Source organism: Pseudomonas sichuanensis (genome assembly GCF_003231305.1).
In the GTDB taxonomy this organism is placed as follows: Bacteria; Pseudomonadota; Gammaproteobacteria; order Pseudomonadales; family Pseudomonadaceae; genus Aquipseudomonas; species Aquipseudomonas sichuanensis.
This window is the reverse complement of the sequence record NZ_QKVM01000032.1, coordinates 25,352-51,110: the sequence shown is the minus strand read 5'-3', so window position 1 is coordinate 51,110 and position 25,759 is coordinate 25,352. Positions and strand designations below refer to the sequence as shown.

Genomic DNA, 25,759 nt, shown 5'->3' with positions numbered 1-25,759 from the left:
AATAGCCAAGGACGGGGCCTTGTCAAATTTCCATGTCAGATATTTTTCCGCGCGCCTGGGTCGGATGCCCAAGGAAGCCATGGCAGATGGCCAAAACAAAAAAGGCGACCCTTGCGGGTCGCCTTTCTTGATGCCCGGTAAACCGGGACTTTGTTTGGTAGGCACAATTGGACTCGAACCAACGACCCCCACCATGTCAAGGTGGTGCTCTAACCAACTGAGCTATGTGCCTGTCGTGTGGGGCGCATATTAGTGATCGAAGACCTACCTGTAAAGCGTTTTTTTCAAAAAAATCAAAAACTTTGCGAAACAAGCCAGAGCGGCCGGCAACACCCGCGGCCCACGCCAACCGACCGCTGACCATTGCCCGGTCGAAACTCAAGCGCTCCATGATCGGCGCATCGGAAAAACCGAGCGAAGAGCTTGGCCGGGCCAGGTGCCCGGCGCCGCGCTTGGGCATTACCGAGGTTCAGTTCTTGGCCTGGCTCAGCTTGCTGTACAGGTCGGCCGGGAATGGCTTGCCATTGGCGTCGAACTGGCCCTTGCGGAACTGGTACACCTCGCCTTCCGACAGGTAGCCGTCGTGGTTGGCGTCGATGGCGTCGAACTCGGCATTGGCCTTGGGCGCCACCGCCAGCAGTTCGGCGCGCGAGACGCGGCCATCGTGGTCGGTGTCGGTGCGGGCGAAGGAAGCATCGCCGCACTTGCCTTCACCGCACTTGCCTTCCGTCTGGGCGCCCTTGGCCTGGGCTGCGCCCGCGCCGCATTTACCCTCGCCACACTTGCCTTCCGCGGTCTTGCCGGCAGCGGCTACCTGGTAGCCCTGGGGCAACGCCTCCACAGCGAAGGCCGAGGTGGTGAGATTGATGCCGCCCACCAGGGCGATGGTGAGCAGGCCGATACGAGTCTTGGTGTTGGACATATGTTGCTCCGATAGCGGTTGGGTTGTGCCATGAGGGCCCGGAACATCGCCGACAGGCTTTTCGTTCGGGCTGACGCATTTGGCCCCAGGCGTGTATCCGGGGCGTATCCATCGGCAGCGGTATTTGTAAGCGAGATTGCAAAGGCCGGGGGCGGATACAAAGAGATACATCCTCGGGTCGGAGTGGTTGCCGGCGCCCGCTCGGCCGCCAGGGTGAACCGGGCATCGCCTTTTTTGACATGTTTATTTTCACCGTATTGATTTGTGAAATTAATTGTGTCAATTTCAGTTCCGCCGCCCCCTCGCCCATGCAGCGCCGGGCGGCATTGCCCACCCACCGGAGTCGATAAAATGAACAAGACCGGACTTCTCGGCGCACTGGCCCTCTGTGCCTGCAGCGCCCTCGCCCACGCCGATGAAGCAAGCCTGCGGATCGGTATCGAGGCGGCCTACCCGCCCTTCTCCTACCGCACACCCGAAGGCGAACTTGCCGGCTTCGACTACGACATCGGCAATGCCCTGTGCGCGCAGATGCAGGTCAAGTGCCAGTGGGTGATCCAGGAGTTTGACGGGATGATTCCGTCGCTGAAGGTGCGCAAGATCGACGCCGTGCTGTCGTCCATGTCGATCACCGAAGACCGCCTGAAGTCGGTCGATTTCACCGACCGCTACTACCACACCCCGGGCAAGTTCGCGATGAAGGCCGGCAGCCAGCTCGCCGTACCTGCCGTGGACCTGAAGGGCCGCAAGGTAGGTGTGCAGCGCGCCTCCACCTATGACCGTTTCGCCACCGAGCAACTGGAGCCCGCGGGCGTCGAAGTGGTGCGCTATGCCTCGCAGAACGAAGCCTTCCTCGACCTGGTGTCCGGGCGCCTGGATGCCACCCTCGCCGACATCGTCAACACCGCGGAGAGCTTCATCAAGACCCCCGCCGGCCAAGGCTTTGCCCTGGTCGGGCCGGACATCAGCGACCCTCAGTACTTCGGCCGTGGCGCCGGTATCGCCGTGCGCAAAGGCGACACTGCCAACCTGGCGCGCCTCAACGCCGCCATCGCCGCGATCCGCGCCAACGGCACCTACCAGCAGGTGCAGAGCAAGTACTTCCCGTTCGATATCTACGGCCAGTAACGCTGGCTTGCGAGGGTTTTCATCATGCTTCACGGCTATGGATCGAGCATTCTCGAGGGTGCCTGGCTGAGCATCGAACTGGCCCTGCTGGCCATGGCGCTGGCCATCGGCCTGGGCCTGTTCGGCGCCGCCTGCCGGCTGTCCCCCCTCAAATGGCTGGCGGCGCTGGGCGAGGTCTACACCACGGTGGTGCGCGGCATCCCCGACCTGGTGCTGATCCTGCTGGTGTTCTACGGCGGCCAGGACCTGGTCAACCGCCTGGCGCTGGCCCTGGGTTACTCGCAGTACATCGACATCAACCCCTTCATCGCCGGGGTCTGCACCATGGGCTTCATTTTCGGCGCGTACCTGTCGGAAACCTTCCGCGGTGCCTTCCTGGGCATTCCCAAGGGCCAGGCCGAGGCTGGCGCGGCCTATGGCATGAGCGGCCTGCAGGTGTTCTGGCGGATCAGCCTGCCGCAGATGGTGCGCCTGGCGCTGCCGGGGTTCACCAACAACTGGCTGGTGCTGACCAAGTCCACCGCGCTGATCTCGGTGATCGGCCTGCAGGACATGATGTTCAAGGCCAAGAACGCGGCCGACGCCACCCACCAGCCATTCACCTTTTTCCTCGCCGTGGCGGCGCTGTACCTGCTGCTGACCAGTGTGTCGCTGGTGCTGCTGCGCGGCGTGGGACAACGTTACTCGGCCGGCTACAAAGCCGCCGAGCTGTAAGGGAGCCGCTGCGATGATGCTCGACTACCAGCTGATCTGGCAGAACCTGCCGCTGTACCTGAACGGCATTGCCCTGACCCTCAAGGTTCTGCTGATTTCATTGGCCTGCGGCCTGGCGCTGGCAATCCCCCTGGGGCTCATGCGGGTTTCGCGCAGGTGCCTGCTGCGCTACCCCGCCTGGCTTTACACCTATGTGATCCGCGGCACGCCGATGCTGGTGCAGCTGTTCCTGATCTACTACGGCCTGGCCCAGTTCGAAGCCGTGCGCCAAAGCCCGCTGTGGCCGTACCTGTCCAGCGCGACCTTCTGCACCTGCCTGGCCTTCGCCCTCAACACCAGCGCCTACAGCGCCGAGCTGTTGGCCGGCAGCCTGCGGGCAACCCCGCGCGGCGAGCTGGAAGCGGCCCGCGCCATGGGCATGTCACCCCTGACCCTGTACCGGCGCATCCTGCTGCCCTCGGCCTTGCGCCGGGCCCTGCCGCAGTACAGCAACGAGGTGCTGATGATGCTGCAGACCACCAGCCTGGCCTCGATCGTCACCCTGGTGGACATCACGGGCGCTGCAAAAACCTTCAACGCGCGCTACTACCTGCCCTTCGAGGCGTTCATCACCGCCGGGCTGATCTACCTTGCCCTGACCTTCCTGCTGGTGCGCCTGTTCAAACTGGCCGAGCGCCACTGGCTGGCCTACCTGGCCCCACGCAAGCATTAAGGAGCCTGCATGCAGCACATTGACCATACCTTGCCCTGGAGCGCCTGCGGCACCCAGCGGAGCCTGCGCGTGTTGCGTTTTGGCAGCGGGCCGCGCAAGGCCTACATCCAGGCTGCGCTGCACGCCGACGAACTACCGGGCATGCGCGTTGCCGTCGAACTCAAGCGGCGCCTGCTCGAGCTCGAGGCCCAAGGCCGGCTCAACGGGACCATCGAACTGGTGCCCCTGGCCAATCCGATCGGCATCGGCCAGATGTTCCAGGCCACTCATCAGGGCCGTTTCGAATTCAACAGCGGCAAGAATTTCAACCGCGACTTCCCGGCACTGACCCAGGCGCTGGCCACCCGCCTGGAAGGTCGCCTGGGCGACGACGAGGCCAGCAACGTGGCAACGGTTCGCCAAGCCATGGTCGAGCTCATCGATGCCCTGCCACCGCCGCAGTCGGAGCTGGACGGCTTGCGTCGCCTGCTCTTGCGCCATGCCTGCGACGCCGACCTGGTGCTGGACCTGCACTGCGATTTCGAATCGGTGATGCTGCTCTACGCAATGCCACAGCACTGGCCGCAGCTGCGTTCGCTGGCCGCGCGCCTGGGCGCCGAAGCGGTGCTGCTGGCCGAGGGTGCCGGCGGCGACGCGTTCGATGAAGCCTGCGCGGCGCCGTGGTTGCAACTGCGCACGCACTTCCCCCAGGCCGAGATCCCCCTGGCCTGCGTGGCCACCACCATCGAGCTACGCGGCATGGCCGACACCGGCCGCGAGCAGTGCCAGGCCAGCGCCGAGCAGATCCTCGGCTACCTGGCCGAGCAAGGCTTGATCAGCGGCCACTGGCCAAGCGCACCGACGCTTGGCTGCCAGGCCACGCCATTCGCTGGCGCCCAGTACGCCTACGCCGAGCACCCCGGCGTGGTCAGCTACCTGCAAGCCCTGGGGGCCCAGGTGCGGGTCGGCGACCCGCTGTTCGAAGTGATCGACCCGCTCAGTGACCGCCACAGCGTGGTCCGGGCCACCACCGACGGCATTCTCTACGCCCGCGAACGCCTGCGCTTTGCCCAGCCGGGCTTGTGGCTGGCCAAGGTCGCCGGCAGTACCCCCATCCGCCAGGGTCGCTTGCTCAGCGACTGATACCTACGAGTACCGACCGATGAACAAACTGCACATCCAGGACCTGCATAAAAGCTACGGCAGCCACCAGGTGCTCAAGGGCGTGTCGCTTGCGGCCAACGCCGGCGACGTGATCAGCATCATTGGCTCCAGTGGCTCGGGCAAGAGTACCTTCCTGCGCTGCATCAACCTGCTCGAACAACCCAATGCCGGGCAGATCGTGGTCAACGGCGAGCAACTCAAGTTGCGCGAATGCCCGCGTGGCGGTTTGCGGACGGCCGATCCGCGGCAATTGCAGCGCCTGCGTTCACGGCTGAGCATGGTCTTCCAGCATTTCAACCTGTGGTCGCACATGAGCGCACTGGACAACGTGATGGAGGCGCCGGTGCAGGTGCTGGGCATCAACCGCAAGGAGGCACGCGAAAAGGCCGAGCATTACCTGAACAAGGTGGGCGTCAGCCACCGGCGCGACGCTTACCCGGCGCACATGTCCGGTGGCGAACAACAACGGGTGGCAATCGCCCGGGCACTGGCCATGGAGCCCGAGGTGATGCTGTTCGACGAACCCACGTCGGCGCTCGATCCGGAGCTGGTCGGCGAAGTGCTCAAGGTGATGCAGGACCTGGCCCAGGAAGGCCGCACCATGGTCGTGGTCACCCACGAGATGGGCTTTGCCCGCGAGGTGTCGAACCAGTTGCTGTTCCTCCACCAGGGCGTTGCCGAAGAACGCGGCGCGCCGCGCGAAGTGCTGGCACGGCCGCAGTCCGAGCGCCTGCGCCAGTTCCTTGCGGGCAGCCTCAAGTAAGCCCCCCGGCGCTCTGCGGCCGTCCGCCGCGGGGCGCCTTGGGATACACTACGGCCCAAATTTTCAGGGAGCTTCGCGCCGGATGCCGAGCCATACGAAGAACACCACCGTGTATGCCTCGCCGGTCATGCGCAAACTGTCGCAAAGCCTGGCCGAGCTGCCGCCTTCGCTGCGCAAGGTCGCCGACTATATCCTGCGTCACCCCTTGAAGGCCGCGACCCTGACCATCGAAGAGATGGCCCAGGCCACCGCGACCTCGCCGGCGGCGGTCAATCGCCTGGCCAAGGCCCTGGACCTGGGCGGCTACAGCGGCATGAAAGCAGAGCTGGTGACGACCCTGCAGCAGATGGTTTCGCCGGTGGACAAGCTGCGCAACGAGCTGGCCCAACGCCCCGATGGCGACTTTGGCCTGCACGAGCAGATCCAGAGCGCCAGCAGCAACCTGGCGACGACCGCCAGCAACAACCAGGCCGACACCTTCGAAACCTTCGTCAAGCGCCTGCTCGCGGCACGCAAGGTCTATGTGCTGGGGTTTGGCAACAGCGCCTACCTGGCCAGCCTGGCAGCCTCGACGCTGGTGCCGTTCTGCAACGACGCCCTGGCCATCAGCATGGAAGGTGGCAACGAGAACGCAGCCTACAGGCTGGCGGTGATCGACGAGCAGGACGTGCTGCTGGCGATCGCCCTGCCGCGCTATTCCCAGGACACGCTGCAACTGTCGCGCTATGCCCGCGAGCGCAACGCCACGGTACTGGCAATCACCGACTCACCGGCCTCGCCGCTGACCGCCATTGCCCACCATGTGCTGTTCGCGCCCGCCGACCATCCGGTGCTTACCAGTTCCAACATCGCCGTGCTGGCGTTGATCGAAGGGCTGGTGGCCGGCGTCATGGCACGTAATAAGGAAGCGGTGAAACTGGCCACCGAGCTGACCGAGAGCGTGATGGCCTATCTGCATGTGCCTGGCGGCAAAGGCAGCAGGGGTTAGCGGCGGGGCTGGCGCGGGAGCCGCCGCTCCCGTGCCGAAGTGCCGAGACAGGAATCTTGCGCAAACAAAAAGGGCGACCCTTGCGGATCGCCCTTTTCGATGCCCGGTTACCCGGGGCTTTTGTTTGGTAGGCACAATTGGACTCGAACCAACGACCCCCACCATGTCAAGGTGGTGCTCTAACCAACTGAGCTATGTGCCTGTCGTGTGGGGCGCATTCTACCCGTTACAAAAACGCTGTCAACGCTTTTTTTCACGCTAAGCCACTGAATCTTAAAAATATTTAAAAAAGGATAGCGGCAGGGTCGGCGTAAAGGATTTTCACCGGACGACTAGCGGGTGTTTATTATTATTGATAGCATCGGTACATTCGTTAAAAATATAAAACACGAGGTTCCTCGAGCATGGCCACTACCCCCTACCCCCAGTCCTACTACGCCGCCTCGGCTAACCCGGTGCCGCCACGTCCGGCGCTGCAGGGTGAGGTGGAAACCGATGTGTGCATCATCGGTGCCGGCTACACCGGCCTGTCCAGCGCCTTGTTCCTGCTGGAGAACGGCTTCAAGGTGAGCATCGTCGAGGCCGCCAAGGTCGGTTTCGGCGCTTCGGGCCGCAACGGCGGCCAGATCGTCAACAGCTACAGCCGCGACATCGACGTGATCGAACGCACCGTCGGCCCTAAAGAAGCACAACTGCTGGGCAAGATGGCCTTCGAGGGCGGGCGCATCATCCGTGAGCGCGTGGCCAAGTACAACATCCAGTGCGACCTGAAGGACGGCGGCGTGTTCGCCGCGCTGACCAGCAAGCAGATGGGCCACCTGGAATCGCAAAAGCGCCTGTGGGAACGCTTCGGCCACACCCAGCTGGAGCTGATGGACCAGAAGCGCATCCGTGAAGTGGTCGCCTGCGACAGCTATGTCGGCGGCATGCTCGACATGAGCGGCGGCCATATCCACCCGCTCAACCTGGCCCTGGGCGAAGCCGCGGCAGTCGAGTCGCTGGGCGGTATCATCTATGAGCAGACCCCGGCCATCCGCATCGAGCGTGGCGCCAACCCGGTGGTGCACACCCCGCAGGGCAAGGTCCGCGCCAAGTTCATCATCGTCGCCGGCAACGCCTACCTGGGCAACCTGGTGCCGGAACTGGCCGCCAAGTCCATGCCGTGCGGCACCCAGGTGATCACCACCGAGCCGTTGGGCGAGGAACTGGCCCGCACCCTGCTGCCGCAGGACTACTGCGTCGAGGACTGCAACTACCTGCTCGACTACTATCGCCTGACCGGCGACAAGCGCCTGATCTTCGGCGGCGGCGTGGTGTACGGCGCGCGCGACCCGGCCAACATCGAGGCGATCATCCGCCCGAAAATGCTCAAGGCCTTCCCGCAGCTCAAAGACGTGAAGATCGACTTCGCCTGGACCGGCAACTTCCTGCTGACCCTGTCGCGCCTGCCGCAGGTGGGTCGCATTGGCGACAACATCTACTACTCGCAAGGCTGCTCGGGCCACGGCGTGACCTACACCCACCTGGCGGGCAAGGTGCTGGCCGAGGCCCTGCGCGGCCAGGCAGAGCGCTTCGACGCGTTCGCCGGCCTGCCGCACTACCCGTTCCCGGGTGGCCAGATGCTGCGTGTACCGTTCAGCGCCCTCGGCGCCTGGTACTACAGCCTGCGTGACCGCCTGGGCTTCTGACAGACCAAAAGCGACAAACCATCGCGGGGCAAGCCCGCTCCCACGTCATTAACGTGGGAGCGGGCTTGCCCCGCGATTTTTCACCTCAATGCCCCAGGCTATTGACCGCCTGCTTCGCCGCAATCTCCTGCCCCGAGCGCGCAAGCTCATCCGCCGCCTGCAACCAGCGCTGGCGATCCACCTGGGCCGGCAACTGCCGAGGCGACTGCACCAGCACCGCCCAACTGCCTTCCTTGGCCCACGCCGACTCGAAACTATCGAAGCTCATCAATTGCCGCCGGTGCATGCCTGCGCGCAGCAGTACCCGCTGCTTGTAGCGGTCATAACCGATCAGCACGGCGTAGCGTGGCTCGCTCCACCAGGCCGAGCCTTCCTGAAAACGCAACAGCACCGGGTAACCGGCGGCCACTTGCGCCAGCAGCGCGTCAAGCCGCTTGTCCAGCGGGTACACAAGCATGCCGTATTCCCGCGCGACCTTGGGGATCGCGCTGTCCAGCGACTCGGCGGCCCCAGGCAGGCCCAGCGGCTTGTCCAGCAAGCCCGGGGTGATCGGCGCGCCCTTGGCCGACAGCACCGCCGCCAAGGCCATCGACCCGCTGTGGTTGGCATTGCCGCGGTAGAACGGCACGCTGCTGATCTCGACCCGCTGCGGCAGGCTCTTGAGCGTCGCCGGCGGTGTGCTGGCGCAGCCGGTCAGGGCGGCGGCCACCAGGCAAGCGGCAAGCAGACGACGGGGGCTCAAACCCCGGGACTTGGGAAGGTCTTGCAACATGGGCACTCGCTTGTTCCGACGCCAGGCGGATGCCGCCCGGCCATGGCCACCGATCATAGGCTGCCACCGCGCCCGGGTATAGCCCGGGCCGTGCTTGGAACCAAACGGCCCAAGCACTCGACCTTCGGTCAATGGAACGTCACAGGCGCCGGGCTAGACTATCAACTGTGCCCGGGATGACGCAGTGCCCGTCACGAAGAAGGAGGCATTCATGACCCTGTCCATGGCAATCCTCATGTTGGTCGGCATGTGGCTCAGCGTTGCAGCCGCCATGCTCTGGGGCGTGCTGCGCATCGTGCGGCGGCATTCCCACCCCCACCACCTGCCCACGCCGCCCCTGGCCAAACCGCAGCAGGCACGCCGTGCACGGCGGCATGCAGGGGCGCACTGAGGTTCAGGTGCCGCTCTTCAAACGGCTGAACGCCCGAGTCAGCTCCCGGTTGAACGCCTTGTCGTTGTCGTTCTTGCTGTACAGCCGCGCCCGAACCGCAGCCGGCGGGTAGGTGCCCGGGGCATCGCGGATCTGCGCATCCACCAGGTCGTCGGCCGCCGTGATGGCATTGGCGTAGTGGATGGTGTCGGTGATCGGCGCAATCACCTCCGGGCGCATCAGGTAATCCATCAAGGCCCAGGCCGCTTGCGGATGCGGTGCGTCCTTGGGCACCACCAAGGCATCGAGCCAGATCAACGTGCCCTCGCGGGGGATGCTGTAGTCCAGGCCGAACGGCTTGCCGGCCTGCTGCGCCTGGGCCTGGGCAATGGCCACGTTGCCGTTCCACGACATCGCCACGCAGGTCTCGCCATTGGCCAGGTCATTGATGTTGCGGTCGTTGTCGAAATAGCGGATGTACGGACGCACCTTGCGCAACTGCGCCTCGGCGGCCCTGAGGTCCTCCAGCCGCTGCTGGTTGATGTCCAGGCCCATGTAGCGCATCACCGCCGCGAACACTTCGTTGGGGTCGTTGAGCAGGCTGACCCCGCAATCGGCGAATTTCGCCACCACCTGCGGGTCGAACAGCATCGCCCAGCTGTCCTTGGGGGCGTCGGCCAACCGCGCGGCCACCGCCTGCTGCTGGAAGCCCACGCCGGTGGTGCCCCAGGCGTAGGTGCCGGCGTAGCGGTTGCCTGGGTCGAACACCGCCATGTGCTCAAGAAACGCCTCCCCTACCCCTTGCAGGTGCGGCAAGCGCGACTTGTCCAGCGGCTGCAGTGCGCCGCTGGCGATGGCCCGGCTCAGGTGCTGGCCGGCGCTGAGCACCAGGTCGTAGCCGCTGCCGCCGGTGAGCAGCTTGGTCTCGGCGGTTTCCAGCGAATCGAAATGGTCGGCCACCACGCGGATGCCGGTTTCCTTCTCGAAGTTGGCCAAGGTGTCCGGGGCCAGGTACTCGCCCCAGATGTACAGGTTGACCGTGGGCTTGTCGGCATCGGCGGCCGTGGCCGCCGACACCATGCAGCCCAAGGCGAGTGCGAGGGCCAGGCGTTTCATCAGCGGCGGCCTCCGGCATATTGCGGCATGGTGATGCAGGCGACGTTGCCGCCACCGAGCAGGATCTCGCGGCTGTTTTCAATGCCGATGATGCGGTGGCCGGGGAACAGCTCGGCCAGGGTGGCCTGGGCGATGCTGTCGTTACGGTCACCGAACAGCGGCACGACGATCGCCGAGTTGCCGGCGTAGTAGTTGATGTAGGAAGCGCAGATCTGCGTACCCGCCTGGCGCACATGGGTGCCCTCGACATGGTCCAGGCCCGCCGCCTCTTCAGCCGTCCAGCGCAGCACTTCGGGCTGCGGCAGCTTGTGCACCTTGAGCGCGCGGCCACGGCTGTCGCGGGTGCTGCGCAGGATGTCATAGGCCTCCTGGTAGATCTCCCACTGCGGGTCGTCGCGGTTGTCGGTCCATTGCAGCACCACCTCGCCGGGGCGCACGAAGCAGGCCAGGTCGTCGACATGGCCATCGGTTTCGTCGAACTTGCACCCGCGCGGCAGCCAGATCACCTGCTCGGCGCCGAGGTAGTCCTGCAGCCGGCGGGTCACCTCGTCCTTGCCCAGGTGGGCGTTACGGTTGCGGTTGAGCAGGCACTGCTCGGTGGTCAGCAGGCTGCCTTCACCGTCGCTCTGGATACCGCCCAGCTCGGCGATCAACGGCGCGCGGTAGCGGTCGAGGTTTTCGATCTCGAGGATCTTGCGGGCGATCTGGTCATCCTTGTCCCAAGGGTAATAAAGGCCGCCGTCCAGGCCGCCGTAGGCATTGAACTCGAAGTCCACGCCGCGCACCTCGCCGCTTTGATCGTTGACCACGAAGCACGGCCCGCTGTCGCGGAACCAGGTGTCGTTGCACGTCATTTCCACCACCCGTACATGGGCCGGCAGCAGGTTGCGGGCGTTGGCGTACTGGGCGGCGGAGGCACAGACCGTCACCGGCTCGCTGCTGGCGATGGCCGTGACGATCTCGACCCAGACTTTCTGCGCCGGTTTGCCGCCATTGCGCCACACATCCGGGCGCTCCGGCCAACCGAGCCAGCAGCCGGCCTTGGCTTCGAATTCGCCGGGCAAGCGGAAACCATCGGCCTTGGGGGTGGTGGTGAACGAACGTGCCATGGGTCAACCTCGGGGTCGTTGAGTGATGACTGCACGCTACGCCGCGGCGCTCTTGCCTTCCAACGATGAAAACTCAGCGATAGCTGAATTTGATTCAACTATCGCCCAACTGTTCGATGAACCATTCGATGAATTGCGCCACCGCGCCGCGTTCCAGGCGCAGGCGCTCGCACACCAGCGCGTACTGCCCCTGGGCGGTGACGCTGGCGCTGAACGGGCGCACCAGGCGGCCACTTTGCAGGTCGGCCTGGCAGGTCAGGTTATCGCCCATGGCCACGCCCTGCCCCAGCAACGCCGCCTCCAGCGCCAGGGCGGCATGGGGGAAATACAGTTGCCGGGTGGGCAAGGCGTCTTCGGCGTGGGTGGCCAGCCAGGTGGTCCAGGTGCGGCCATCCTGGTCGTCGTGCAACAGGCAATGGCGCACCAGGTCGCGCGGGCGCTTGAGGCCGCCCTGGTTGAACAGGCCCGGGCTGCACACCGGGAAGAACTGCAGCAGCGGCAAGGGCCGCACGAAGTGGGTGCTGGCATCCAGGGTACTGGTGCCGTAGGTGATGGCCAGGTCGACGTCCAGCGCCGGGGCGCCGGCGTCGATCGGCTGGTCGTGCAGGTGCAGGGTGATGTGCGGGTAGCGGCTGCTGAAGTCGGCCAGCCGCGCCACCAGCCATTTCTGCGCCAGCTCCGCCGTTACCGCCACCCGCAGCACAGCCTGGGAGGCCGGGTCGCGCAGCTCGTCGCAGGCCTTGCCGATCAGTTCGAAGGCCTGCTGCAGGTGGTGCAGCAGGCGCTCGGCCTCGGCGCTTGGGCGCACCTGGCGGCCGACCCGCTCGAACAGGGCGACGCCGAGTTGTTCTTCCAGTTGACGGATCTGGTGGCTGACGGCGCTGTCGGTGACGCACAGCTCGGCGGCGGCGCGGCCGAAGTGGCCGTGACGGGCGGCGCATTCGAAAGTGCGCAGGGCGGTTAGCGAGGGTAGGCGGCGCATGGGCGTAAGCCTTGTATTTGTCATTGGGGCTGCTGCGCAGCCCTTTCGCGGCACAAGGCCGCTCCTACAGGAATACGCATTCCTCTGTACCACGAAAGGACCGCAACGCGGTCCCCGGATCATATCGCCAACCTCGCCTCACTGGCGCAATGAAATTTATCTGCTATTTTTTCATGAAAATAATCAAAACAAATTTCACGAGGCACCGGCATGTTCAAGCAATCCGCCCAGCACGTCGCCAGCTACTACGCCCAGACCTACCCCAGCGCCATCCCCCTGCGCCCTACCCTGCAAGGCCAGCACGACACCGATATCCTCATCATCGGCGCCGGTTTCAGCGGCCTGCACACTGCCCTGCGCCTGGCCCTGGCCGGTAAACGCGTGACCCTGCTCGAAGCCAGCCGCGTCGCCTGGGCCGCCTCCGGGCGCAATGGCGGCCAGGCCCTGCCGGGCTGGTCCTGCGACATGCCACCGCTGGAAAAGGCCCTGGGCCTGGAACGCAGCCGGCGTCTGTGGGACAGCATGTGCTGGGCCGCCCGCGAGATGGGCGAGTTGCCGGCGCGCCACGGCTTCGACATCGACTACCGCCGGGGCAGCCTGTGGACCGCAGTGCTGCCGAGGCGGGTAAAGCTGCTGGAGGAAGCGCAACGCGACGCGGCACAGAAATTCGGCTACGACTGCCTGCGCCTGATCGGCCGCGACGAGCTGCCCGAGTGGATCGACAGCCCACGCTACCAGGCCGCCCTGCTGGACCCCAACGGCGCCCACCTCAACCCGCTGAAGCTGGCCCAGGGCCTGGCTACCACGATCGAACAGGCCGGCGGGCGCATCTTCGAACAGAGCCAGGTGCTCGACTATCAGGAAACGGCCGAAGGCTTCGTCGCCCGCACCGACAAGGGTGAAGTGCTCAGCAGCGTGCTGGTGCTGGCCTGCAACGCCTACATCGACCGCCTCGACCGCAACCTGGCGCGGCGCCTGCTGCCGGTGGGTTCCTACCAGGTGGCCACCGCGCCGCTGGACGCAGACTTCGCCACCTCGCTGCTGCCGCGCAACAGCTGCGTGATCGACAACCAGTTCGTCCCCGACTACTTCCGCCTCACCCCCGACCACCGCCTGCTGTTCGGCGGTGGCTGCACCTACCTGGGCGGCATCCCCAAGGATGTCGCCGCCGCCACTCGCCCCTACCTGGAACGGGTGTTCCCGCAACTGCGCGGGGTGGCCATCGAACATGCCTGGGGCGGCCACATCGACTGCAGCATCCAGCGCACCCCGGACATCGGTCGCCAAGGCCAGCGCTACTGGCTGCAAGGCTTCTCCGGGCACGGCGTGCTGCCGACCCTGGCCGGGGCGCGGGCGGTCAGTGACGCGATTCTTGGCGACGACGATCTGCTGGCGCTGTACCAGGGCATCGACAACGGCCGCTTCCCCGGCGGCGACCTCCTGGCTGCACCACTGGAGGCCGCGGCCAAGGCCTGGTACAGGATGCGCGACCATGTCTGAGTCGACCGACGACAGCCAAGGCCTGGCGCGGCTGGTGCGCGACCTGCGCAAGCACCGAGGCCTGACGCTGGACGAGCTGGCCGGGCGGGTCAACCGCTCGCTGGGCTTCCTCTCGCAGGTGGAACGCGGCCTGTCGCGCCCGACCGTGGCCGACCTCACCGCCATCAGCGAAGCCCTGCAGGTGCCGACCACCTACTTCTACCAGGCCGTGCCGCCACGGGAGATCGACTGGGTCACCCGCCCCGGCGAGCGGCGCACCCTGTATTACGCCGCCGGCGTCACCGACGTGCTGGTCTCGCCCACCCTCAATGGCCGCTTCGCCATGCTCGAAAGCCACCTGGCACCGGGTGCCAGCAGTGGCGATGGGCACCTGGACGACAGCTCGGAACAGGGCGGCTTCGTCCTCGAAGGCGAGCTGACGCTGTGGCTCGAAGGCGTTGATCAGGCCGTCACCCTGTACCCCAACGACAGCTTCCAGCTGCCGCCGCACAACCAGTTCCGCTACGCCAACCTCACCACCGAGCCGACCCGGGTCCTCTGGGTCTTCCGTTAAGAGCATGAGCATGACCATGACAACTACAAAAACAATGCCCGACCTGCTCGGCGAAGTCCGCGCCTTCCGCGCCCAACACCCGCAGGTGCGCTATGTCGACCTGATCAGCCTGGACATCCCCGGGCACTTCTACGGCAAGCGCTACCCCATCGACATGCTGGAAAAGGTCGCCGCCGGCAGCCCGCTGAAGCTGCCGCAGAACTGCGTACTGCTGGGCGTGCAAGGCGGTCTGTTCCCGATCGGCGACTACTGCTTCAACGACGGCGACCCCGACGCCCCACGGCGCCTGGTGCCCGGCACCCTCAAGCCGGTGAGCTGGGAGCGCGAGCCGCTGGGGCAGATGCTGATCACCTCCGACGGCACCGCCGCCCCCATCGAATTCGAACCGCGCGAAGTGCTCGCCCGCGTGCTGCAGCGCCTGGAGCGTCGCGGTATCCGCCCGGTGGTGGCGTTCGAGCTGGAGTTCTACCTGTTCGACCGGGCGCTCAAGGAAGGCCTGCCGCAGTTCCCCCACGACCCGTTCAGTGCCGACGCCGACGACCAGCCGAACATGCATATCGAGCGTCTGTCACGCTTCTCGGACGTGCTGCGCGACATGGTCGAGACCGCCAACGCACAAGGGGTGGACGCCAACGTCATCACCGCCGAGCTGGGCCCAGGCCAGTTCGAGATCAACTTCGGCCACTGCGACGACGGCCTGCGCGCCGCCGACTGGGCGGCGCTGTTCTGCCGCAGCACCCGCGGCGTGGCACTCAAGCATGGGCTGCGCGCCTCGTTCATGAGCAAGCCCTACCTGCAGGCGCCGGGCAGCGGCATGCATGTGCACGTCAGCCTCTACGACCCGCAAGGCAACAACCTACTCGCGGCCAACGACCAACGCCCCTTGCGCCACGCCGTGGCCGGCTGCCTGGAGCTGCTGCCGCACTGCATGCCGATCTTCGCCGCCAACCACAACGCGTTCCGCCGCTACGGCGCCATGGTCAATGCCGCCAGCCGCGCCAGCTGGGGCTTCGAAGACCGCGACGCATGCATCCGCATCCCCGAGTCGGACCCACGCAACCTGCGTATCGAGCATCGCCTGGCGGGGGCGGATGCCAACCCGTACCTGGTGCTGGCGGCGATCCTGTGCGGTATGGAGCACGGGCTCGATGCCGGGCAGGAGCCGATTGCGCCGCTGAACGAGGATCGCAGCAGCGGCATCGATTTCCCCAAGGACATGCTCGGCGCGGTGGCAGCCATGCGCGGGCATTCGGCGGTGAATGAGGGGCTGGGGGCGGAGTTCGTGATGGTGTATTGCGAGAACAAGCGCCAGGACCATCTGGCGTTCATGCAAGAGGTGAGTGCGCGGGAGTATCGCTGGTTCCTGTAGCAACCGATCGCGGGGCAAGCCCGCTCCCACGCTGCCAGAGATCCAGAGAGCCAGAGAGCCAGGAAAATGGACGGCCCCCATAAGTAGGAAATGAATCCAACGCCTGGGGGCAGTCCACAACGTGGGAGCGGGCTTGCCCCGCGATGGCGTCAGTGCTGACAACGCATACTTTGCGGCTTACCATGTACCGCCTCTAGCGCGGCAGTTTGCCGCACCCCTGCCTTTCCAGCCTGCCGACCCCCATGCCCTTCGAACTCACCGTAGAACCGCTCACCCTGCTGATCCTCGCCCTGGTCGCCTTCGTCGCCGGTTTCATCGATGCCATCGCCGGTGGCGGCGGCCTGCTCACCACCCCGGCACTGCTCACCGCCGGCATGCCACCGCACCTGGTGCTGGGCACCAACAAGCTCAGTTCCACCTTCGGCGCGGCCACGGCCAGCATCACCTATTACCGGCGCAAGCTGTTCCACCCGGCGCAATGGCGCCAGGCGATAGCGGGCACCCTGGCGGGCGCGCTGCTGGGTGCGGTGGTGGCCCACTACATGCCGGCCGAATGGCTGAACAAGATGCTGCCGGTGATCGTCTTCGCCTGCGGCGTCTACCTGCTGTTCGGCGGCACGCCCAAGGCGCCGCTGGACGCCGATGCGCCGATCAAGAAGAAATGGCAGTTCCCCCAGGGCTTCACCCTGGGCTTCTACGACGGCGTCGCCGGCCCCGGCACCGGCGCGTTCTGGACTGTCAGCACGCTGCTGCTCTACCCCATCGACCTGGTCCGCGCCAGCGGCGTGGCGCGCAGCATGAACTTCGTCAGCAACATCGCGGCGCTGACGGTGTTCATCATTTCCGGGCAGGTGGACTACATCGTCGGCCTGTGCATGGGCCTGTCGGTGATGGTCGGCGCGTTCTTCGGCGCACGCACGGCGATCAGCGGCGGCAGCAAGTTCATCCGCCCGGTGTTCATCGCCGTGGTGCTGGCCTTGACCGTACGCCTAGCGTGGCAGCACTGGTTCGGCCAGGCCTAAGCGCCGCGCCACATACAAGTCGATCAGGTAGCGGGCGATGGAACGCCCGGCCGGCAGCGGCGGCAAGTCATGCACGCTGAACCACTGCGCATCCTCGATCTCGTCCGGCTGCATGACGATCTCGCCACCGGCGTACTCGGCATGGAAGCCCAGCATCATCGAGTGCGGGAACGGCCAGCACTGGCTGCCGACGTACTGGATGTTCTTCACCTCCACCGCCACCTCTTCGCGCACCTCGCGCACCAGACAGTCCTCGGCCGACTCGCCCGGCTCGGCAAAACCGGCCAGGGTGCTGTAGACGCCCGTCACGATAACGCGGCGAACGCGCCAGCAGCACCTCGTCGCCACGGGTGACCAGCACGATCATGCTCGGTGAAATGCGCGGGTAGCTGCGCAGGTCGCAAGGCTGGCAGTACATCGCTCGCTCCCAGTGGATCTGCGCCATCGCCTGGCCGCAACTGCCGCAGAAACGGTGTTCGCGGGCCCAGGTGCCGATCTGCGCGGCGTAACCCAGCACCTTGTAGGTGTCGAAGTCGCCTTCGAGCATGAACCGGCGCAGGCCCTGCCAGGTGCAGCCCGGCACCTCGCCGGCGCTGCGCAGTTCGAGCAGGAACACCGGCTGGCCGTCGAAGTGGCCGATGCCGTGCTCGCACAGCACGTCCAGTGCCTGACGCTTGAGCCAGTCGCGGGGGAACAGCGCGCCGTTGGCGTCCACCAGGAACCCTTCCGGGCTGCGGGCGACGGCCAGCCCCCCGGTGATCTGCGGGTCGAGTACTGCGGTTGTCCAGCGTGCTGACATCGTTGCGGTCCCTTGAAGGCGCCCGCCAACGGGGTCAGTCGGCGAACGTCGGTTGCTGTTTGCTCATGTGGGCGGCCACCGCCACGCGCAGGTCTTCGGACTGCAACATGGCGGCGTTCCAGGTGGCAATGTACTCCAGGCCATCGTCGACGCGATGGTCACGCATGTAGCTGATCAGCTCCTTGGTGCCGGCCACCGCGATCGGCGATTTTGCGGCAATCTCGCGGGCAATGGCAAAGACTCCGTCGAGCAATGCCGCGTGGTCGGCATAAACCCGGTTGACCAGGCCGATACGCAGCGCCTCTTCGGCATCGACCATGCGCCCGGTAAAGGCCAGCTCGCGCATGATGCCGTCGCCGATGATACGCGGCAAACGTTGCAGGGTGCCGACATCGGCGGCCATGCCCATGTCGATTTCCTTGATCGAGAACTGTGCGTCGCTGGCGCAGTAGCGCATGTCGCAGGCCGAGACCAGGTCGATGGCGCCACCGATGCAGTAACCCTGGATCGCCGCCAGCACCGGCTTGCGGCAGTTGTCCACGGCGTTGAACGAGCTTTGCAGGCGCAGGATGGTGCGGCGCAGCAGGCGGGCGTTGCGGCCGACGTCCTTGCCCAGCTGGCCGGCCAGCGAGGCCAGCATCATCAGGTCGATGCCCGAGGAGAAATGCTTGCCGGCGCCGCTGATCACCACGGCGCGCACCGCGTCGGTGTCGTCGATCCACTGGAAGATGTCGACGATTTCCTCCCAGAACGCCGCGTTCATCGCGTTGATCTTTTCCGGGCGGTTGATCTGCACGTGGGCGATGTTGTCGGTCAGTTCAACCTTGAATGCGGTGTATTCGGTCACGGACGGCACTCCTGTGGGGAAAGGGTTCACGCGCAGGATCTTAGCGCACCCACAAGGCCGCACATGTGCCAAAAGCGGGACTGCACGCCTTGCACCCTGAGGCCCGATCCGGCACCGTGCGCCACTGCTGAATCAAAAGGATACAAATTCATGTCGCAATCCCTACCCAGCGCCTTCGCCCACGGCTTCCTGGGCCAGTCGCCGCGCTGGTACAAGGCGGTCATCTGCCTGTTCCTGCTGCTCAACCCGCTGCTGCTGGCAACCCTCGGCCCGGTGGTCACGGGGTGGGCGCTGGTGTTGCAGTTCATTTTCACCCTGGGCATGGCGCTCAAGTGCTACCCGCTGATGCCCGGTGGCCTGCTGCTGGTCGAAGCGCTGCTGCTGCGCATGGCCACGCCCGAAGCGCTGTATGAAGAGCTGCAGCACAACTTTCCGGTGATCCTGCTGCTGATGTTCATGGTCGCCGGCATCCACTTCATGAAAGAGCTGCTGCTGTACCTGTTCTCCAGGATCCTGCTGGGGGTGCGCAGCAAGGCCGTGCTGGCCCTGCTGTTCTGCGTGCTGTCGGCGTTCCTCTCGGCGTTCCTCGACGCGCTGACGGTGACTGCGGTGATCATCAGTGCCGCCGTGGGTTTCTATGCGGTCTATCACCGGGTCGCCTCCGGCACCAACCCCCGCGAGGAGTCGGCACTGGACAGCGACCACCAGGTCGAACAGCTGCACCGCGACGACCTCGACCAGTTCCGCGCCTTTCTGCGCAGCCTGCTGATGCATGGCGCGGTGGGCACCGCGCTGGGCGGCGTGTGCACCCTGGTGGGCGAGCCGCAGAACCTGCTGATCGGCCATGAGATGGGTTGGCACTTCGCCGACTTCTTCTTCAAGGTCGCGCCGGTGTCGATGCCGGTACTGGCCGCAGGCCTGGTCACCTGCGTGCTGTTGGAGAAGCTACGCCTGTTCGGCTACGGCACGCTGATGCCTGAGCGCGTGCGCCAGGTACTGGCCGCCTACGCCGCCGAAGACGACGCCGCACGCACTCCGGCGCAACGCATCGCCCTGGTGGTGCAGGGGCTGGCGGCGCTGATCCTGATCGTCTGCCTGGGCCTGCACATCGCCGAGGTGGGGCTGATCGGCCTGCTGGTGATCGTGCTGATCACTGCGTTCACCGGCATCACCGACGAGCACCGCCTGGGCCGCGCGTTCCAGGACGCCATGCCGTTCACCGCGCTGCTGGTGGTGTTCTTCGCGGTGGTGGCGGTGATCCACCAGCAGCAGCTGTTCAGCCCGCTGATCGCCTGGGTGCTGGCGCTGCCGACCGAGCAGCAGCCGGGCATGCTGTACCTGGCCAACGGCCTGCTCTCGGCCATCAGCGACAACGTGTTCGTCGCCACCATCTACATCACCGAGGTCAAGCAGGCGTTCGTCAGCGGCGCCATGAGCCGCGAGCACTTCGAGACCCTGGCAGTGGCGATCAACACCGGCACCAACCTGCCCAGCGTGGCGACGCCCAACGGGCAGGCGGCGTTCCTGTTCCTGCTGACTTCAGCGATCGCGCCGCTGATTCGCCTGTCCTACGGGCGCATGGTGTGCATGGCGCTGCCCTACACCGTGGTCATGGGTGGGCTGGGCTGGTGGGCGGTGACGTACTGGTTGTAGACCAGGGCCGCCCACACCACCGCAATCGCCGGCTTGCCGGCGATTGAACCTGCCGACGCGTTGCCCATGCTCTATCGTTCCTGTCGATTTCAGCCTGCCCCGTTCGACTACCCCTCGAACAGCAACCTGAAGAGGAACACCCCATGCGCAAACTGATCGTCGCCGCCTTCATCACCCTCGACGGCGTCATGCAGGCCCCCGGCGGCCCGCAGGAAGACACCAGCGGCGGCTTCACCCACGGAGGCTGGATCCCGCCGCTGGCCGACGAAGCCTTCGGCCAGGCCATGCAGACGCTGTTCAGCCAGCCGTTCGAGCTGCTATTGGGACGGCGCACCTACGACATCTTCGCCGGGTACTGGCCGCACGCTGAGCATCAACCAGGCGATCGCTCGCTGGCCGACCTGTTCAATCGCGTGCCCAAGCACGTTGCCACCCACCATCCCGGCTCACTCCACTGGCACAACAGCCATGGCTTGGGCCCGGATGTGACCGGCGCGGTTCGCGCGCTCAAGCAGCAGGACGGCGACGTACTCCTGACCCAGGGCAGCGGCGAACTGGTGCGCCAGCTACTGGCTGCAGGCCTGGTGGATGAGCTGAGGCTGCTGATCCACCCCCTGCTGCTAGGCCGTGGCAAGCGGCTGTTCGGTGATGACGCGCAAGCCGCCGCTTTCGAACTGGTGGAATCAGCCACCACCCCCAAAGGCGTGCTGCTCGCCCATTACCTGCGCAGTGGCGAAGTCCTCACCGGCTCGTTCTGAGGGTGATCGTCAGCCGATCAGGCGGGCGATGGCACTGGCAAAGCCTTGCGGGTCTTCGAGCATCATCAGGTGGCCCACCCCCGCAAGCTCGGTAAAGCTTGCCGCCGCCCGCTCGGCCCAGTGGGGCACATCCCAGCCGGCGCGTGAGTGCTCGCCGGCCACCAGGTGCACCGGCGTTGCCGCAAACACCGCCTGCAACTGCTGCGGGTAGCGGGCCGCGCCAGTGACCGCGACCACCGAAGCGGCCATGGCCTGCAACGTGGCTGCCGGCTGGTGGGCCAGCCAGCGCTGTGCCAGGGCCAGCCGCCGCGCATCGGGCCCGACCCCGGCCCGCGCCAGCCACGTGCCGGGATCAGCCCGATAGCTTGCCAGCAGCTCTTCGACCGCTTCGCGGTCCATGCGCGCCACCGCTGCCGACCAGAACGCATCGTTCAAGGTGAAGTTGCCTTCGACACTGGTCACGCTGGCCACCTGCTGCGGGTAGCGGTGAGCGAACATCAGCGCCACCACCCCGCCCACCGAATGCCCGACCAGGTGTGCCCGCGCCACGTTGCGCGCCTGCAACTGGCGGTGCAGGTGCTCGACCTGGCCGGCAATATCGATCAGTTTCGGCGCGGTGTCCTGCAACGTGCCATAGCCGAGCAGGTCGGGGGCGATCACCTGGGTAGGCAGGGTGTCGTGAAGTGCGGGATGATCCAGACAGCCAATCAGGCCGTTGACCAGGACCACCGGCGTATTTTTTTGCATCGCATGCCTCGCGGCCAGCCATGGGGAGCCCGCAGCATGGGCCTGCAGCCCGGGGATCGCCAGCAGCGACTGATTGCGCCGGCCCACTGCGTTGTTTGCCTGGGTGCCATTGCAATTACCGCGTATCGTCTACAGCCGTGCCTGCCTTGGGATCGTTTGAGGGCGACCAGGCGCATGGCGGGAAATTGGGTGAGGGCCACCAGGTGCCTGCCGGTGTTTTCCAGCGCCTATGAAATCGAGCGGCCTGGAACTCCCCTGCGTGCCCATGCGCAAGGCCTTGGCGCCGGTATAAAATCGGGGCCCCACTGCCGGAGACATACCCTCATGCTGCCCACCGCCTCTTCCCTGCACAGTGCCCGCCGCGCCAGGCTGCAGGTGCTGCGCGGCCGCGTCGGCCTGGGGCTGGTGGCCGGGCTGTCGGTGCTGGCGGGCATGACCGACGCCATCGGCCTGCTGGCGCTGGGTGATTTCGTTTCGTTCATGAGCGGCAATACCACGCGCCTGGCGGTGGCCATCAGCCAGGCCGACCTGGCGTTGGTGCTGCGCCTGGCCTTGGCGATCTTCAGTTTCGTGCTGGGCAATGCCCTGGGGGTGCTGCTGGCCCGGCACTTTCGTCGGCGAGCCTCACCCTTGTTGCTGGTGGTCGCCGGCCTGCTTGCCTTTGCCGCCGCCTGGCCGCTGGCCACGAGCTTCCCGGCGCTGGTCGCGGCGATCCTGGCCATGGGCATGCTCAATGCCGTGGTCGAACAGGTGAATGGCCTGCCGATCGGCCTGACCTACGTCACCGGCGCGCTTTCGCGGTTCGGCCGCGGGCTGGGGCGCTGGTTGCTGGGGGAGCGGCGGCATGGCTGGCGGGTGCAGTTGGTGCCCTGGAGCGGGATGCTGCTGGGCGCGGCCATCGGCGCCTGGCTGGAGCAGCGGCTGGGGTTAATGGCGTTGTTTGCAAGCTGTGGCCTGGCCTGCGTGCTGGCCTTGGTGAGCCGGTTTATTCCGAGGGCGTGGCAGTTGGGGTACATGCCGCGTTGAGGGGGTAGCTGGGGTGGCATGCCTTGGGATCGTATGTGGGCCTCCAGGTGCAGGGCGACAGTCTTGCAGCGCCTATGAGATCGAGCGCCGCCCGCGCGGCGCTTCGCGGGTAAACCCGCTCCCACAGTTTGTTTCGGGCCAGTCTCTCCTGTGCCTTTACCTGGTCCGCCTTGTTGGTATGACGCAGTTTCAGCGTGGGCGTTGCCGCCGCCCCACATGACTCAAGGCATGCACCAAGGCAGGCGCCGGTGCTTTCACAGAAATAATTGGCCCGAAACAAACTGTGGGAGCGGGTTTACCCGCGAAGCGCCGCGCGGGCGGCGCTCGATCTCATAGGCGCTGCAAAAACACCGGCAGGCACCTGGTGGCCCTCACCCAGTATCCCGCCATGCACCTAGTGGCCATTACCCAACCCTGATTACCCAAATCCGATGAGAGCCCGGCCCCCCCATCGCGACAAAAAACACACCCAAACGGATATCCACCCCACAACATAAATATTTTTCCGAATATTTCATCTTTACACTTGCTTTACATTTGCGAACCATTACCATTCGCCACCTCAAACAACAACGAGTCGTATTACCATGGCGAAAAAGTCGGTTGCTCCGGTATCCCTGTCGATGCTGAGCCTGCTGGTCATCCCTGCTGTCCATGCGCAGACCAAGGACCCGCTGGCCCTGCCGGCCACCTCGGTGACCAGCGCCTACGAGCAGCAGAGCTACAAGGCCAGCGAGAGCAAGAGCGCGCTGAAGATCGACGCACCGCTGCGCGATATCCCGCAAACCGTCAACGTGGTGCCCGAAAGCGTGATCAAGGACCAGGGCGCCCAGTCCATGGAAGACGTGCTCAAGAACGTGCCCGGCGTCGGCCTGTCGAACGGCGACGGCCAGCGCGACCAGGTGACCATTCGCGGCTTCAGCGCCATCGGCGACATGTACGTCGACGGCATTCGCGACGATGCCCTGTACTTTCGCGACCTCTCCAACGTCGAGCGCGTCGAAGTGATCAAGGGCCCTGCCGCCGTGCTCTACGGCCGTGGCTCGTCCGGTGGCCTGATCAACAGCATCAGCAAGAAACCGGGCCTGGCGCCGAAGCAGGAAGTGGGCATGACCCTCGACACCGAGGGCAAACGCCGTACCCAGTTCGACAGCGGCTGGGCCGCCCCCGAGGGTAACCAGGCCTACCGCGTCACCGGTGCCTTCGAAGACAGCGACACCTTCCGCGACGACGGCTACATCGACCGCAAGGCCATCGCCCCGTCGGCCTGGTTCAAGCTGTCCGACGACCTGGAGCTGAACCTCGGCGCCACCTACCTGTACGACAAGCGCCTGATCGACTTCGGTATCCCGGCGGTGGGCAACCGCCCGGCCAACGTCGACCGCGACAAGCGCTTCGGCTCGGGCAACGCCTCGCAGGACTACGCCCGCAGCGAGGTGTTCTCGTTCACCGCCAGCCTCGACTACCGCATCAACGACGACTTCACCCTGACCAACACCAGCCGTTACTACCGCTACGACCTGGACCGCAACAACACCCTGGCCGACAGCAGCCCGACCCGCTTCGTCACCGCGCCCAACGGCGAACTGCTGGTCAAGCTCAACCGCGGCAACGTGGCGCGCGACGAAAGCGGTGTGTTCAACCAGACCGAGCTCAAGCAGCAGGCGCAACTGGCCGGCATGCAGCACAACCTGCTGTACGGCGTGGAAGTCGGCTTCCAGGACAAGTACCAGCGCGTCTACAGCCAGAACAACGTGGCCCGCGTGCCGGTGTACCGCGACGCGTTGGTGGGCGTGCCGGACCACGCCGCCAACCTGACGTCCGACGGCACCAACTACCAGCAGACCAGCGGTTTCTACGTGCAGGACCTGATCGAGCTGACCTCGCAGTGGAAAGCCCTGCTGGGCGTGCGCTACGACATCTTCGGCCAGGAGTACAACGACGCCCGGGTGCAGAACGTCGACCTCGACCGCACCGACAAGACCTGGAGCCCACGTGCAGGCCTGGTGTTCCAGCCTGACCAGATCCAGTCCTACTACGTGTCGGTCAGCCGCAGCTACCAGCCTTCGGGCGAAGTGTTCGCGGTCGCCCCGAGCAACGCAGGCCTGGAACCGGAAGAAACCACCAACTATGAAGTGGGCGCCAAGTGGGACCTGCTCGACAGCCGCCTGTCGCTGACCGCGGCGGTGTTCCGCCTCGAACGCACCAACATGAAGACCGCCGACCCGGCCAACCCCAACCTGACCATCCTGGCCGGCGAACAACGTACCGACGGCTTCGAGGCGACCCTCAGCGGCCAGCTCAGCGACAAATGGCAGGTGTATGCCGGCTACGCCTACCTGGACGCCGAGATCACCAAGTCCAACAGCAAGACCAACGGCGTGGCCAACGAAGGCCAGGTGCCCACCCTGACGCCACGCAACAGCGCCAACGTCTGGCTGGTGCGCACCCTCACCCCCGAGTGGCGCGTAGCCGCCGGCGCCAACTACGTCGACGACCGCTACACCGCGCTGGATAACAAGGTGGTGATGCCTGCCTACACCACCTTCGACGCCGCCTTGCTGTACAGCGTGCAGCACTGGGATGCGGCCTTGCGCCTGAAGAACGCCTTCGACCGCGACTACTATGCCTCGGCCCACGGTTCTGTCGACCTGGCCACCCCGGGCGCGCCGCGTACCCTCGAAGCCAGCGTGAACTACAAGTTCTGACCGCCCCCTGGCCGCCTCGATAGTCACTATCGAGCGCGGCAATTTCTCCTCATCGGGCGTGCGCCCTAAGCTCGTTCCATCGTTCCATCGTTCCATCGATCCACCGATCATGGAAAGCGCCCGATGAACACTCCCCGCCTGTTGCTCGCCGCCTTGGCCATCGCCGTATTGAGCGGTTGTGCCAACCACCCCGAACTGCGCCCCTTCACCGCCAGCGAAGCGCGCCAGCTGCAGCTCGAAGCCTTGCAACGCCAAGGGCTCAGCCAGGAGCAATACGAACAACGCAGGCTTGCCGTGCTGCGTGCGGGCCAGCAGCAAGCGGTGACCGAAACGGCCACCCGCCCCACCTCGACACGCGGTTAACACACCC

The 25,759-nt window shown here is 65.6% G+C and carries 24 protein-coding genes, 2 tRNA genes and 1 pseudogene; 17 read left to right on the top strand and 10 right to left on the bottom strand.

Going from position 1 to position 25,759, the window contains the following annotated elements:
- Nucleotides 1–155: 155 nt before the first annotated feature.
- Together DM373_RS17385 and DM373_RS17380 are read right to left on the bottom strand one after the other, a co-directional pair.
- Nucleotides 156–232, bottom strand: a tRNA-Val gene (locus tag DM373_RS17385).
- 237 nt (nt 233–469) lie between these two features.
- Nucleotides 470–922, bottom strand: coding sequence for an HvfA family oxazolone/thioamide-modified RiPP metallophore (locus tag DM373_RS17380; RefSeq protein WP_110994745.1), 453 nt, complete (start codon nt 920–922; stop codon nt 470–472).
- A 351-nt stretch (nt 923–1,273) separates the two neighbouring features.
- On the opposite strand from DM373_RS17380, the gene DM373_RS17375 reads away from it, so the two are divergent.
- The 6 genes from DM373_RS17375 (at nt 1,274) to DM373_RS17350 (ending at nt 6,370) form a co-directional block, all read left to right on the top strand.
- On the top strand, nt 1,274–2,050 hold the full coding sequence (locus tag DM373_RS17375) for an ABC transporter substrate-binding protein (RefSeq protein WP_110994744.1): 777 nt from the start codon (nt 1,274–1,276) through the stop codon (nt 2,048–2,050).
- 24 nt (nt 2,051–2,074) lie between these two features.
- Complete coding sequence (locus DM373_RS17370) at nt 2,075–2,764, top strand: ABC transporter permease (RefSeq protein WP_110994743.1); 690 nt, start codon at nt 2,075–2,077, stop codon at nt 2,762–2,764.
- A gap of 13 nt (nt 2,765–2,777) precedes the next feature.
- Entirely contained in the window at nt 2,778–3,476 is a 699-nt protein-coding gene (locus tag DM373_RS17365) for an ABC transporter permease (protein WP_110994742.1), read from the top strand.
- A gap of 9 nt (nt 3,477–3,485) precedes the next feature.
- A complete protein-coding gene (locus tag DM373_RS17360) occupies nt 3,486–4,598 on the top strand; it encodes a succinylglutamate desuccinylase/aspartoacylase family protein (protein WP_110994741.1) in 1,113 nt (370 codons plus the stop codon).
- Between the two features lie 19 nt (nt 4,599–4,617).
- Nucleotides 4,618–5,382, top strand: coding sequence for an ABC transporter ATP-binding protein (locus DM373_RS17355; RefSeq protein WP_110994740.1), 765 nt, complete (start codon nt 4,618–4,620; stop codon nt 5,380–5,382).
- 82 nt (nt 5,383–5,464) lie between these two features.
- Entirely contained in the window at nt 5,465–6,370 is a 906-nt protein-coding gene (locus tag DM373_RS17350) for a MurR/RpiR family transcriptional regulator (protein ID WP_110994739.1), read from the top strand.
- 125 nt (nt 6,371–6,495) lie between these two features.
- Here the strand turns inward: DM373_RS17350 and DM373_RS17345 are convergent.
- Nucleotides 6,496–6,572, bottom strand: a tRNA-Val gene (locus tag DM373_RS17345).
- Between the two features lie 202 nt (nt 6,573–6,774).
- Here DM373_RS17345 and DM373_RS17340 point away from each other — a divergent pair.
- Nucleotides 6,775–8,058 (top strand): NAD(P)/FAD-dependent oxidoreductase, encoded by a 1,284-nt coding sequence (locus DM373_RS17340; RefSeq protein ID WP_110994738.1) that lies wholly within the window; start codon nt 6,775–6,777, stop codon nt 8,056–8,058.
- Between the two features lie 85 nt (nt 8,059–8,143).
- Here the strand turns inward: DM373_RS17340 and DM373_RS17335 are convergent, their stop codons facing one another.
- Entirely contained in the window at nt 8,144–8,887 is a 744-nt protein-coding gene (locus tag DM373_RS17335) for a peptidase C39 family protein (protein ID WP_110994737.1), read from the bottom strand.
- A 154-nt stretch (nt 8,888–9,041) separates the two neighbouring features.
- Here DM373_RS17335 and DM373_RS17330 point away from each other — a divergent pair, with 154 nt between their 5' ends.
- Complete coding sequence (locus DM373_RS17330; protein WP_110994736.1) at nt 9,042–9,221, top strand: hypothetical protein; 180 nt, start codon at nt 9,042–9,044, stop codon at nt 9,219–9,221.
- Between the two features lie 3 nt (nt 9,222–9,224).
- On the opposite strand, the gene DM373_RS17325 is transcribed toward DM373_RS17330, so the two are convergent.
- The 3 genes from DM373_RS17325 to DM373_RS17315 all read right to left on the bottom strand — a co-directional run bounded on the left by DM373_RS17325 (nt 9,225) and on the right by DM373_RS17315 (nt 12,407).
- Nucleotides 9,225–10,316 (bottom strand): extracellular solute-binding protein, encoded by a 1,092-nt coding sequence (locus tag DM373_RS17325; RefSeq protein ID WP_110994735.1) that lies wholly within the window; start codon nt 10,314–10,316, stop codon nt 9,225–9,227.
- Nucleotides 10,316–11,425, bottom strand: a complete 1,110-nt coding sequence (aguA, locus tag DM373_RS17320) for an agmatine deiminase (RefSeq protein ID WP_110994734.1) — start codon at nt 11,423–11,425, stop codon at nt 10,316–10,318. The genes DM373_RS17325 and aguA overlap by 1 nt, the downstream gene beginning before the upstream one ends.
- Before the next feature lie 94 nt (nt 11,426–11,519).
- Nucleotides 11,520–12,407, bottom strand: coding sequence for a LysR substrate-binding domain-containing protein (locus DM373_RS17315; RefSeq protein WP_110994733.1), 888 nt, complete (start codon nt 12,405–12,407; stop codon nt 11,520–11,522).
- Between the two features lie 210 nt (nt 12,408–12,617).
- Here DM373_RS17315 and DM373_RS17310 point away from each other — a divergent pair, with 210 nt between their 5' ends.
- The 4 genes from DM373_RS17310 (at nt 12,618) to DM373_RS17295 (ending at nt 16,851) form a co-directional block, all read left to right on the top strand.
- On the top strand, nt 12,618–13,907 hold the full coding sequence (locus DM373_RS17310; protein ID WP_110994732.1) for an NAD(P)/FAD-dependent oxidoreductase: 1,290 nt from the start codon (nt 12,618–12,620) through the stop codon (nt 13,905–13,907).
- The gene (locus tag DM373_RS17305; RefSeq protein ID WP_110994731.1) at nt 13,900–14,460 is read left to right on the top strand and encodes a helix-turn-helix domain-containing protein; all 561 of its coding nucleotides are present in this window, start codon (nt 13,900–13,902) and stop codon (nt 14,458–14,460) included. Before DM373_RS17310 ends, DM373_RS17305 begins: the two co-directional genes overlap by 8 nt.
- A gap of 16 nt (nt 14,461–14,476) precedes the next feature.
- Nucleotides 14,477–15,829, top strand: a complete 1,353-nt coding sequence (locus DM373_RS17300; protein WP_110994730.1) for a glutamine synthetase family protein — start codon at nt 14,477–14,479, stop codon at nt 15,827–15,829.
- A gap of 242 nt (nt 15,830–16,071) precedes the next feature.
- Complete coding sequence (locus DM373_RS17295) at nt 16,072–16,851, top strand: TSUP family transporter (RefSeq protein ID WP_110994729.1); 780 nt, start codon at nt 16,072–16,074, stop codon at nt 16,849–16,851.
- On the opposite strand, the pseudogene nudC reads toward DM373_RS17295, so the two are convergent.
- Together nudC and DM373_RS17285 are read right to left on the bottom strand one after the other, a co-directional pair.
- Nucleotides 16,819–17,650, bottom strand: a pseudogene (gene nudC, locus DM373_RS17290) (NAD(+) diphosphatase). The gene DM373_RS17295 and the pseudogene nudC sit on opposite strands and share 33 nt — an antisense overlap.
- Nucleotides 17,651–17,684: 34 nt before the next feature.
- Nucleotides 17,685–18,497: a crotonase/enoyl-CoA hydratase family protein gene (locus tag DM373_RS17285; protein ID WP_110994728.1), complete on the bottom strand. Its 813-nt coding sequence runs from the start codon at nt 18,495–18,497 to the stop codon at nt 17,685–17,687.
- A 150-nt stretch (nt 18,498–18,647) separates the two neighbouring features.
- Between DM373_RS17285 and nhaB the strand changes: the two genes are divergently transcribed.
- Both nhaB and DM373_RS17275 read left to right on the top strand, forming a co-directional pair.
- Nucleotides 18,648–20,150 carry a sodium/proton antiporter NhaB gene (gene nhaB / locus DM373_RS17280; protein ID WP_110994727.1) on the top strand — a complete coding sequence of 501 codons (1,503 nt, stop codon included), beginning with the start codon at nt 18,648–18,650 and terminating at the stop codon, nt 20,148–20,150.
- Between the two features lie 143 nt (nt 20,151–20,293).
- Nucleotides 20,294–20,908, top strand: coding sequence for a dihydrofolate reductase family protein (locus DM373_RS17275; RefSeq protein WP_110994726.1), 615 nt, complete (start codon nt 20,294–20,296; stop codon nt 20,906–20,908).
- A 9-nt stretch (nt 20,909–20,917) separates the two neighbouring features.
- Here the strand turns inward: DM373_RS17275 and DM373_RS17270 are convergent, their stop codons facing one another.
- The gene (locus tag DM373_RS17270; protein ID WP_110994767.1) at nt 20,918–21,655 is read right to left on the bottom strand and encodes an alpha/beta fold hydrolase; all 738 of its coding nucleotides are present in this window, start codon (nt 21,653–21,655) and stop codon (nt 20,918–20,920) included.
- Between the two features lie 324 nt (nt 21,656–21,979).
- On the opposite strand from DM373_RS17270, the gene DM373_RS17265 reads away from it, so the two are divergent.
- From DM373_RS17265 to DM373_RS17255, 3 genes are all read left to right on the top strand, one after another.
- Nucleotides 21,980–22,681 carry a YoaK family protein gene (locus tag DM373_RS17265; protein ID WP_110994725.1) on the top strand — a complete coding sequence of 234 codons (702 nt, stop codon included), beginning with the start codon at nt 21,980–21,982 and terminating at the stop codon, nt 22,679–22,681.
- A gap of 587 nt (nt 22,682–23,268) precedes the next feature.
- A complete protein-coding gene (locus DM373_RS17260) occupies nt 23,269–25,389 on the top strand; it encodes a TonB-dependent receptor (RefSeq protein ID WP_208642804.1) in 2,121 nt (706 codons plus the stop codon).
- 123 nt (nt 25,390–25,512) lie between these two features.
- The gene (locus DM373_RS17255; RefSeq protein ID WP_110994724.1) at nt 25,513–25,752 is read left to right on the top strand and encodes a hypothetical protein; all 240 of its coding nucleotides are present in this window, start codon (nt 25,513–25,515) and stop codon (nt 25,750–25,752) included.
- The last annotated feature ends 7 nt before the right edge of the window (nt 25,753–25,759 follow it).

What these genes read in the sequence shown, in the direction of transcription:
- DM373_RS17380 (WP_110994745.1), bottom strand. Translation starts at nt 922, where the DNA reads ATGTCCAACACCAAGACTCGTATCGGCCTGCTCACCATCGCCCTGGTG.
- DM373_RS17375 (WP_110994744.1), top strand. Translation starts at nt 1,274, where the DNA reads ATGAACAAGACCGGACTTCTCGGCGCACTGGCCCTCTGTGCCTGCAGC.
- DM373_RS17370 (WP_110994743.1), top strand. Translation starts at nt 2,075, where the DNA reads ATGCTTCACGGCTATGGATCGAGCATTCTCGAGGGTGCCTGGCTGAGC.
- DM373_RS17365 (WP_110994742.1), top strand. Translation starts at nt 2,778, where the DNA reads ATGATGCTCGACTACCAGCTGATCTGGCAGAACCTGCCGCTGTACCTG.
- DM373_RS17360 (WP_110994741.1), top strand. Translation starts at nt 3,486, where the DNA reads ATGCAGCACATTGACCATACCTTGCCCTGGAGCGCCTGCGGCACCCAG.
- DM373_RS17355 (WP_110994740.1), top strand. Translation starts at nt 4,618, where the DNA reads ATGAACAAACTGCACATCCAGGACCTGCATAAAAGCTACGGCAGCCAC.
- DM373_RS17350 (WP_110994739.1), top strand. Translation starts at nt 5,465, where the DNA reads ATGCCGAGCCATACGAAGAACACCACCGTGTATGCCTCGCCGGTCATG.
- DM373_RS17340 (WP_110994738.1), top strand. Translation starts at nt 6,775, where the DNA reads ATGGCCACTACCCCCTACCCCCAGTCCTACTACGCCGCCTCGGCTAAC.
- DM373_RS17335 (WP_110994737.1), bottom strand. Translation starts at nt 8,887, where the DNA reads ATGATCGGTGGCCATGGCCGGGCGGCATCCGCCTGGCGTCGGAACAAG.
- DM373_RS17330 (WP_110994736.1), top strand. Translation starts at nt 9,042, where the DNA reads ATGACCCTGTCCATGGCAATCCTCATGTTGGTCGGCATGTGGCTCAGC.
- DM373_RS17325 (WP_110994735.1), bottom strand. Translation starts at nt 10,316, where the DNA reads ATGAAACGCCTGGCCCTCGCACTCGCCTTGGGCTGCATGGTGTCGGCG.
- aguA (WP_110994734.1), bottom strand. Translation starts at nt 11,425, where the DNA reads ATGGCACGTTCGTTCACCACCACCCCCAAGGCCGATGGTTTCCGCTTG.
- DM373_RS17315 (WP_110994733.1), bottom strand. Translation starts at nt 12,407, where the DNA reads ATGCGCCGCCTACCCTCGCTAACCGCCCTGCGCACTTTCGAATGCGCC.
- DM373_RS17310 (WP_110994732.1), top strand. Translation starts at nt 12,618, where the DNA reads ATGTTCAAGCAATCCGCCCAGCACGTCGCCAGCTACTACGCCCAGACC.
- DM373_RS17305 (WP_110994731.1), top strand. Translation starts at nt 13,900, where the DNA reads ATGTCTGAGTCGACCGACGACAGCCAAGGCCTGGCGCGGCTGGTGCGC.
- DM373_RS17300 (WP_110994730.1), top strand. Translation starts at nt 14,477, where the DNA reads ATGACAACTACAAAAACAATGCCCGACCTGCTCGGCGAAGTCCGCGCC.
- DM373_RS17295 (WP_110994729.1), top strand. Translation starts at nt 16,072, where the DNA reads ATGCCCTTCGAACTCACCGTAGAACCGCTCACCCTGCTGATCCTCGCC.
- nhaB (WP_110994727.1), top strand. Translation starts at nt 18,648, where the DNA reads ATGTCGCAATCCCTACCCAGCGCCTTCGCCCACGGCTTCCTGGGCCAG.
- DM373_RS17275 (WP_110994726.1), top strand. Translation starts at nt 20,294, where the DNA reads ATGCGCAAACTGATCGTCGCCGCCTTCATCACCCTCGACGGCGTCATG.
- DM373_RS17270 (WP_110994767.1), bottom strand. Translation starts at nt 21,655, where the DNA reads ATGCAAAAAAATACGCCGGTGGTCCTGGTCAACGGCCTGATTGGCTGT.
- DM373_RS17265 (WP_110994725.1), top strand. Translation starts at nt 21,980, where the DNA reads ATGCTGCCCACCGCCTCTTCCCTGCACAGTGCCCGCCGCGCCAGGCTG.
- DM373_RS17260 (WP_208642804.1), top strand. Translation starts at nt 23,269, where the DNA reads ATGGCGAAAAAGTCGGTTGCTCCGGTATCCCTGTCGATGCTGAGCCTG.
- DM373_RS17255 (WP_110994724.1), top strand. Translation starts at nt 25,513, where the DNA reads ATGAACACTCCCCGCCTGTTGCTCGCCGCCTTGGCCATCGCCGTATTG.